An 8159-nucleotide genomic window follows, 5' to 3' on the forward strand; every position below is an offset into this window, starting at 1 on the left:
CTCTGCCCATCGCACGAGGTCACGCGGCAGGCCGGTGTCGAACTCGATGGTCACCCGCACGTATCGGGTGTGCAGCTGGGTGACTTTGACGGGACACGGCAGGACGGCGTCCGGCCCGCGCTGCAATGCGGCCCGGTAGGTGTCCTTGCGCTGATTCATTTCTTGTCCTGTCGCCTGATGACTTCATCTGCGAGGTCCATGCTGTCGCCGGGTCCGGCCTGGCCGCAGCGGTCCTGGACGCTTCCACGAAGCCCCGCCGCGTGATCCCCTGTCGAAGTGCCGGTCAGACCGCTGTTCGCGCGCTGAACTGCACAGGTACGGCGAGGCGGTGCCGCGCCTGCGGCCGTGCTGCGCACGGCAAACCCTCCCGCTTTGCAGCGAGTTCGATCTTCCCGTGAGTAACGACCCGGGCGAACGAAGACGCACCCGCAGCCGTACGGTCCTCGCCATCACGCCCCCTGTCCGAAAGACAGTCAAACAGTCACTCTTAGTGAAGTTTGGGGGTGTGCATGGAATGGCTGCGCGCCGATGCGCGCCGACATGCGCCGGGCGTGCGCGGGGTGGTGGGCCTGGTGTGATGCAGAACACTTCGGTGATGCGCAGAGTTGTTCGCCTTGTCCCTCGTCCGTGTTAGGCCTGGTCGGGATGCTACCGACGGTGACTAGCAGTGCTTGTTGAAGATTGCAGCATGCCGTGTGGCGGGGACGCTCGGTGACTTTCTCCTGGTGTGCATGAGTGATCAGCCGCGTGAATCACTTAGGTAGGTCTCAGGCCCAAAGGGCCGTCGGCGCGCATGAGTTGGCGCCGTCCCAGCCGACCCTCGATGAGAGGAAGAGCCTGCCCATGTGCCGTGCCGCCGGGAGGTCCGCGTGAGTCACGACGACGCCCCAGAGGACGCCTCAGCCGCTGACCAGAGTTCCGGGCTGTCGCAGTCCATGTTCTTGCCGCTGGACCTGCCGCTGGACTTCGAGGCCTTCTACCTCGGACACCAGGAGCCGTTCCACGCCTACGCGGAGGTCCACTTCGGGACCCGCGAGGTGGCCGAAGACGTCATACACGAGGTGTTCCTCCAGATCCACGCCGGCTGGACCGAGCTGCTGAGCTCGGGATCCCTGGAGCAGGGCGCCTGGGCGATCATGCGGCGGGCCGTGCACGACCGCCTCGAACGCGAGGGCCGCGCGCCGGCGTTCGTCATCAACGGGCCCATCGCCCAGGCACTGTCCTGCGCGCTCGCCACGGTCCGGGACAAGCTGCAGAAGATGGAGTCGACCAGCGGTCTGTACGAGGCGATCTCGGAACTGCCCAACCGCCAGTTCGAGGTGATCGTGCTGCGCTACGTCCTCGGCTACCCCACCGCCAAGGTCGCCTGGTACGTCGGCATCGACGAACGCACCGTCGGCCACCACCTGCGCCGCGGCAAGGAACGCCTGCGCATCAAGCTCGGCCTGCCCGACGAACGCAAGAAGCCCCAGCCGAAAGGGGAACGACCGTGACCACCACACTCGATGCCCTGCTGGAAGGGGTCTGGCTACCCTCCACGGCACCGCGACGGTTCGACGTCGCCGCAGGCCTTCGCCGACTCGCCGCCGACGCCGGCCGGCGCACCCCGACCACGGAGATCGCCCGCGCAGCCCAGGCCGGTCAGCGCCTGAGCGTGGTGTGCCGGTGGGTGCTCAACGAACCGGCCGTCGCCGACCACGTCGCCAAGATCGCAGAAGGCCCCGACCGCGGCCCGCTGACGGAGGAACACCTGGACGTCGACGGCGCCCTCGCCTTCGCCTGCCTGCTCTACCTCACCCGCCACCCCGAGTCCGCCCAGTTCTGGTGGCAGCTCGCCGCCGGCGCAGGCAGCCGGGCCGCCGCCTACTGCCTCCACCTGCACCACCTGGCCCTAGGCGAATCCAAGCGGGCCCGGCACTGGTTCCACCAGCTCACCCACTCCATGGCCGACACCGCACCACCCGACGCCGCCTTCCTCGAAGGCCTCGAACTCTTCGCCCGCTACGTCCGCACCAACGGCTCCACCGCTCTGGCCCCCACCCACCGCCTGGAGCACGAGGTCGACCGGCTCGCCGCGCGCACCCCCGGCCGTTCCGTCATCGTCGCCCGGCCGGACCGCCAACTGGTCGATCAGTTGCAGGAGTTCGCCGCCGGCCGCTGAACCAGCCCAGAGCACGAGACAGAGAAAAGAAGGAGGGGAGTCCCGTTCCGGCCACCGGTTCCGAGGCCACCGGCCGGGCGGACTCCCCACCACGACGCCATACGAAAGGGACGCCTTCCATGCACCCTAGCCCCCGACCACCCCTGCCGGGCAAGAACCAGCGGACCGCCCCGGCCCGCATCCTGCTGCGCGGCACCCGCCACCGCGTCGGACCCGACATCATCGGCCTGGTGGTCGTCCTGCCATGCCCCAACCCCTGCTGCGATCCACACCCACAGATCGCGTCAACACATGCGCCGATCATCTCTGTTCGAGGGGCTGGCGATACGAACGTGCTCCAGCAGGCCGCCCGGCCGCGCAGTGTCAAGGCGGTGCGGCTTCCTCGCCCGTGACTCGCGGACGTGGCCGCAGGATCCTTTTCCGGCGGCCACGTCCGGGCCCGCGATCGCAGAGACGGGTCGCTCCGCCGTCATGCCGCACGGCGCGAGCGCCGGTGTGGCAAGGCGGAGGCGGTGCTGGCCCGTCGCTTTCCCCCGTAGCGGCGGGCCAGACCCTCGTCTTGAGATCCCGTCCCGCGCGCGATCGCTGTATGTGCCTCCGCGTGATGGTGTAAGGGGGCGGCGCACCGAAACGGTTTGTCACGAGGTGGGACGTCAACGATGATCACCTCTGACGACCAGAAAGGGCCATGCCGTCGAGGCGCCCCGCTCTCCTCTCCACGGCGCGCGCGCCGCCGACCGCTGCTCACCGCAGCGCCCGATGGCCGTGACCGTCCACCCAGGAGAGCCCGCCCGTGCAGAAGACCGCCCTGATTCCCCACGCCCACCTCCCCCGAGCACACGACGACCGCCACGTCCTGACCAGTACCGTCGACGTTTTCGGCGCCGCCCACTGGCTGCTTGCCGAACGCGCTCCGGAGCCCGGCGGCGATGTACGGCCCTTTGACGCCCTGGTCGTCTCTGTCCATCCGGGCGGTAGCGTCGAACTCACCGAGCTGAGCGCCGTGCGGGCCCGCTGGCCGCACCTGGACCGCCTGCCCGACGGCGGGTTCGTCGTCGCCGCGTCACGCGTCTGCCGACACGAGGACGCGAACCAGGTCCAGGTCTTCGACGCGCTCGGCCGCGAGACCTCGTCCTTCTCTGTCGGGGACGCCATCGAGCACCTGCTCGTGGACGAGGCCGGCCACATCTGGGTCGGGCACTTCGACGAGAACCCGGCCGGAATCCGCCGCTGGTAACTGTCCTCCAGTCTCACGCCTCCACGTGAGTGTCGCCACCGTCATGGCCAGCAACACCCAGGGGGATTCGTTTGGATCTAGACTTTGCAGCTCTGTCGTTGGCGGTGCTGGCGGTGATCGGCGGCCTGGATTACGGGAGGGCGGATGGAGTTGCACAGCGTCCCCTGGCTGCACGTAGTTCCGGAGCAAGGGGCCCTGCCTGTTGATCGCCTGCTTCCCGTGACAGGCAGGACGTACGTAGCACGTCTCGACGGCCAGGAGATGCGCGACACGGATGCCGTCTTCCAGCAGTTCTACGACGGGCTCAGGCTGCCTGATTACTTCGGGTGGAACTGGGATGCGCTCTCCGACTGTCTGCGCGATCTGAAGTGGCTGTCTGCTGACCACCACGTACTGATCTTCAAGGCCGCGGAGGAAGCACTATCGGGCAACACCTCCGGACGACGGCTGCTCTTCAAGACCCTGCTGCGGGCAGGACAACACTGGTCCTTCACACAACGGCCCGAGGGTATCGAGCCCAGCAGGCTCGCGATCGTCATGGCTTGCGACGCTGAGTCCGTCCCGTTCCTTCAGGGGCAGTTGAGATCATGCTTGGATGAGTTGGCCTCGCCATAGCGTCGGCCTCATCTCGCGGACGAGAGGAAGATGCCTGCGATGTGAAGTCCGGCCAGATAGACGGTTGCCGTCTTCTCGTAGCGGGTGGCGATTCCGCGCCACTGCTTCAAACGGTTGACGCACCGCTCGACGGTGTTGCGCTGTCTGTACGCCTCGCGGTCGAAAGTGGGTGGTCTGCCGCCACGACTGCCCCGCCGTAGCCGATGGCCGCGCCGGTCCGCAGGAATAGGGATCTTCGTGGTCAGTCCGCCGCGGGACCGGCCGAGGGCGTGGTGGTTCGGTTCGCCGGCCAGGGCCCCTTATTGCGAGCCCCGGCCGCGTGCTGGTGGGCACGCACGATTGTGGAGTCCACCGAAACGGCCCAGTTCAGGTCCTCATCGGCGTCGGCCTGAGCCATCAGCGCGGTGAACACCCGCTCCCAGGTGCCGTCGATGGCCCACATCCGCAGCCGGTTGTAGACGCCTCGCCAGTTGCCGTACTTCTCCGGCAGATGAACCCACTGCGTTCCGGTCTGGAACCTGGAGGCGATCGCATCGATCACCTCCCGGTGGTCCCGCCATCGGCCGCCCCGCTTCGGCGTCCGGTCCGGGAGTAACGGCTCGATCCGTGCCCACTGCGCATCAGTCAACGGCACACCCGGACCAACGATCGACTGATCCGAACGAAGCCGCCTAGGTGTGCTGTCCGGCGGACCTTGGCGCAGACGCGGGGGCTGGCACGCCCTCCCCCAGAGGGGGTCCCCCAGCGGTGTTGTCGTCACTCGCCGACGCCGAACTCACCGAGCGCACCCGGGAGGGCCGGCGCGAGGCGTCAGATGCTCATCGAGAGCGATGACTGTAGTGAGGGACCCCGCTCTTCAGCCTGACGACCCCGTTCGTCACACTGACGCCGTGCCTCGAATAGCCACCGCCACCTCGTCCCGGCAGGTCCGCCGCCTCACCACGACGGCGTTTTTCGGTCCGCCGGTGATCGTCGGGCTGTCGTTGCTGGCCGCCAATCCGGACTGGAGCGTGCTCGGACTGGTGCTCGGGACCGTCGCGCTGATCGCGACTCTCTCGCTGATGATCATCGCAGCGCCGAACGGGTGGTTGATCGTCGGCGGGGTGATCGTGGGGATCGCCGCGCTGTCCGGGCCGGGGCCGGTGCTGCAGGCGGAGGTGATGGCGCACCAAGGGCAGCGGGTGGAGGTGCGGGTCACCTCGGTGAAGACGTACCAGGGCAAGCATGGGCCGGAGTACACCTGTCTTCTGGGGCGGGTGGACGGCAAGCCGCTCAAGCACGCCGAGCTGGGCAACGACTCCTGCGACGGGCCGATGGAAGTCGGGCAGACCGAGGATGTGCTCGTCGACCCGCACGGCTGGACGGCGCCGGAGCTGGCCGAGACGGACTACAGCGGGATCGACATCGCCGCGTGGGCCCTGCTGGTGGTACTGGTGCTCTTCGAGCTGCTGGTCTGGCTGTCCTGGCGGGTCGGGCGGCGCCAGTTCGAGGACTGCTGACGGCGTCCGGATCCCGGAGTGCTCGTCGGGGCGACACTGCCCCAGCTCGGTGCCCTGTCCGCCGCTCGGTGGTCCGCCCTGCTGTCCGGCGAACGCTCTGCCGCGCTGCCCACGGCCTTCGCCCTGGAGACCCTCGCCAACGGTGTGTCCTACCTGGCCGGCCCGGCGCTGGTGAGCATCCTCGGTGCGGCGGGCCGCCCGGACGCCTCGTGCCGCAGTCTGGCAGTGCCTGACCGCCTGCGACCGACGCGCGGCTGTGTGGCCGGACACGCCTGCCCGGACCGTGTCCGCGGCCTACCGTCCGGCCGCGGCCGACCAGGGATCAAAGGCGGAGTCGGGTCCCCTCGAATCGGTGTCTGAGGCCTGTCGGGCGGTGTAGAGGCGCGCATCGGTACCGAGGGCCGCGACCACGACACGCCCGTTCGCGTCCCGGGCCACCGCCGGTGCCGCCGTGTGCAGCACCCTCCCCGTCTGCCAGCGCCCCGGCCCGCTGTCGGCCGCGGCGACACGCACCATGCCTTCGTCGTCGCGCCCGGCGAGCACCGTCCGCCGGCCCTGGGGGCCGACAGTCGCGACGCTCACCCGACCGTACCCGCCGATCGGCTCGGCCTTCCCGAGGACCTGCCAACCGCCACTCTGCCGCTCCCAGTCGGCGAGCAGCACTTGCGCGGTGACCGGCAACCGGTAGGCGATCCGTATGCCCCCGTCCGCCAGCGGCACCACGCTGACAGGCCCGGCGGGCTGCGGCAGACCGGCCGCCGGGACCGGCCGTGGGAGTTCCCCGGGCTCCGTGGACACCCAGTGCAGTACGGACTTGGCGTTGGGAGCGACGAGGTGGATCAGCCCGGCGGAGTCGATACAGGCGTCCAGTCCGTCCACCACCTGCGGGTACTTCCCAGGCAGACACTCCACCCGCCGCCAGTCCGTCCACTTCCCGCCTCGGACGCTGCTGCGGTGGCTCACACCGCCGTCCCAGTTGCGTACGAAGACGTGCACCACTCCGTCCTTGCCGACGACCGCGGCCGGGTAGCCCATCTCCAGCGACTTGACCGGGGCGGCGTCCGGCGCGCCCAGCGACTCCCACGCACCGAAGACGGGCACACCCTCGTCGCCGGTACCGCGCTGGATCGCAGTCATCAGCTCGCGACGATGGGCACGCTTGCCGCTCGGCAGTACCGTACGGGCAGCGAAGAGCTGAATCCTTCCGTCGTCGTGGCGCAAGGCGAAGAGCTGTCCTTCGAACATTTTCCCGCCCAGGCCATGGGGGCCGCCGAATGCGCCGCTGCCCGGAGCGGTCTCTACCCAGCAGCGCGCCGTGCCGTCCAGGACCGCGAAGGCCGCCAACCGGTCGTCCTTGAGGGGCATCAGCCAGGAGTTGGAGCCGGGGGTGCGCTGGTAGGTGGAGCGGGTCCAGTTCTTGGAGAAGCCGGTGAGGGCCGTGCCGCCGAGTTTGCGGTCACCGCAGCCGGCCTCGTCGCCGCAGTCCTTGCGGTCCGCCCAGCCGTAGACCGACAGCAGATCTCCTTTGCGCTTGGCGGTCTTGAGGTCGATGTTGTGGGGCAGGGCAGCATTCTCGTAGCCGAGGTAGCTCTCGACGGCCACGGGACGGCTGTGTTCGCGCCCCCAGTACTGGGCCAGCGCCGCCTGGGCAAAGTGGGCGGAGGCGGTGTGGTCCTGGTGGTCGTGGTAGTGGAAGCCGCGCAGCCGGGGGTCGTGGGAGTACAGCGGCGGCTTGTCGGTCCTGTGGACGGCGTTGGGGTCCAGGGTGCGTACGACTGTGGGCCGGACCCGTTCCATGATGGCTGTCAGCGAGTCGATGAGCTGGTCCCGGGTGTACTCGTAGCGCTCTCGCACGGGAGTGCGGGTCGGTGGGAGCGTGGCGAGGGTGTCAGCCGCGCCCAGCCACAGACCCCGCAGACAGTTCCTCTTGGGCACGAACAGGGAGCGGGCCTCGACCAGTTCCAGAAACACCAACTGGTTCTCCGGCGCCGCGCGCAGCGTCTGCACCTCCACCTGGAAGCCGGGAATGAGCGATACCGCGTCCATGTCCCACGGGCTTTCGGTGTCGCCCGTGGCCATGAGGGCATGGGCCCGACGCAAGCCGTTCATCCGGGCCCGCACGTAATTCTCGCGGTTGTAGGGGACCGTGCCGGCGGTGGGGTCATGCGCACGGACGTTGTGGCCGTCGGACTCACCGCCGGTCAGGCAGACGGTGACCGAGGGTGCCCCGCTGCGTATGGACTGTTCCAGGTCCGGATTCATGAAGTACAGGTTGTCGTCCGGGTGCGCCATGATGTGAAGGAACGCCTGCTTCGCCCCGGCCGTAGCGGCCTGCTGCACCAACACCGGAGCAGCCAACGTATTCGACGCGCCACCGTCCGTTGCCGGCCAGGTGTACAGTCCGGCTCCTACCCCCATGGTGACGGCACCCGCACCGGCCGCCTTGAGCAGTTGCCGCCTGTCCATATGGCTGAGCGAACGCACGGCCACTCCTCGAAGGCGTCCGGAACCGCCTCAGATATGACAAACACTCACACCGGGATGAGCCACCCCACTAGTAGGACTCCGTTAAGTTGCTCTGGCTCTCGGGTTCTGGCTGGTGGGGGTTGTTCTGGGCAGGGGTTGGTGGCAGGTGGTGCAGGTGCCG

6 protein-coding genes and 1 pseudogene are annotated in these 8159 nt (G+C 68.7%); 5 read left to right on the forward strand and 2 right to left on the reverse strand.

The genetic code is table 11. From position 1 onward, the window contains the following. Nucleotides 1-869: 869 nt before the first annotated feature. From ACIRR9_RS55495 to ACIRR9_RS55510, 4 genes are all read left to right on the forward strand, one after another. On the forward strand, nucleotides 870-1493 hold the full coding sequence (locus ACIRR9_RS55495; RefSeq protein WP_403769584.1) for an RNA polymerase sigma factor: 624 nt from the start codon (nucleotides 870-872) through the stop codon (nucleotides 1491-1493). Further along, entirely contained in the window at nucleotides 1490-2161 is a 672-nt protein-coding gene (locus ACIRR9_RS55500; RefSeq protein ID WP_403769588.1) for a hypothetical protein, read from the forward strand. The genes ACIRR9_RS55495 and ACIRR9_RS55500 overlap by 4 nt, the downstream gene beginning before the upstream one ends. A 793-nt stretch (nucleotides 2162-2954) precedes the next feature. Next, on the forward strand, nucleotides 2955-3398 hold the full coding sequence (locus ACIRR9_RS55505; protein WP_403769591.1) for a hypothetical protein: 444 nt from the start codon (nucleotides 2955-2957) through the stop codon (nucleotides 3396-3398). Between the two features lie 144 nt (nucleotides 3399-3542). Then, nucleotides 3543-4013 carry a barstar family protein gene (locus tag ACIRR9_RS55510; RefSeq protein WP_403769594.1) on the forward strand — a complete coding sequence of 157 codons (471 nt, stop codon included), beginning with the start codon at nucleotides 3543-3545 and terminating at the stop codon, nucleotides 4011-4013. An 8-nt stretch (nucleotides 4014-4021) separates the two neighbouring features. Here the strand turns inward: ACIRR9_RS55510 and ACIRR9_RS55515 are convergent. Beyond that, nucleotides 4022-4662: pseudogene (locus tag ACIRR9_RS55515) on the reverse strand (IS5 family transposase). Between the two features lie 241 nt (nucleotides 4663-4903). Here ACIRR9_RS55515 and ACIRR9_RS55520 point away from each other — a divergent pair. Further along, a complete protein-coding gene (locus ACIRR9_RS55520; protein WP_403769597.1) occupies nucleotides 4904-5512 on the forward strand; it encodes a hypothetical protein in 609 nt (202 codons plus the stop codon). Nucleotides 5513-5806: 294 nt separating this feature from the next. Here ACIRR9_RS55520 and ACIRR9_RS55525 read toward each other — a convergent pair whose 3' ends face one another. After that, on the reverse strand, nucleotides 5807-7996 hold the full coding sequence (locus ACIRR9_RS55525; RefSeq protein WP_403769600.1) for a PIG-L family deacetylase: 2190 nt from the start codon (nucleotides 7994-7996) through the stop codon (nucleotides 5807-5809). Nucleotides 7997-8159 lie beyond the last annotated feature (163 nt).

The sequence above is a fragment of the Streptomyces sp. NPDC101234 genome, assembly GCF_044767525.1.
Lineage (GTDB): Bacteria > Actinomycetota > Actinomycetes > Streptomycetales > Streptomycetaceae > Streptomyces > Streptomyces sasae.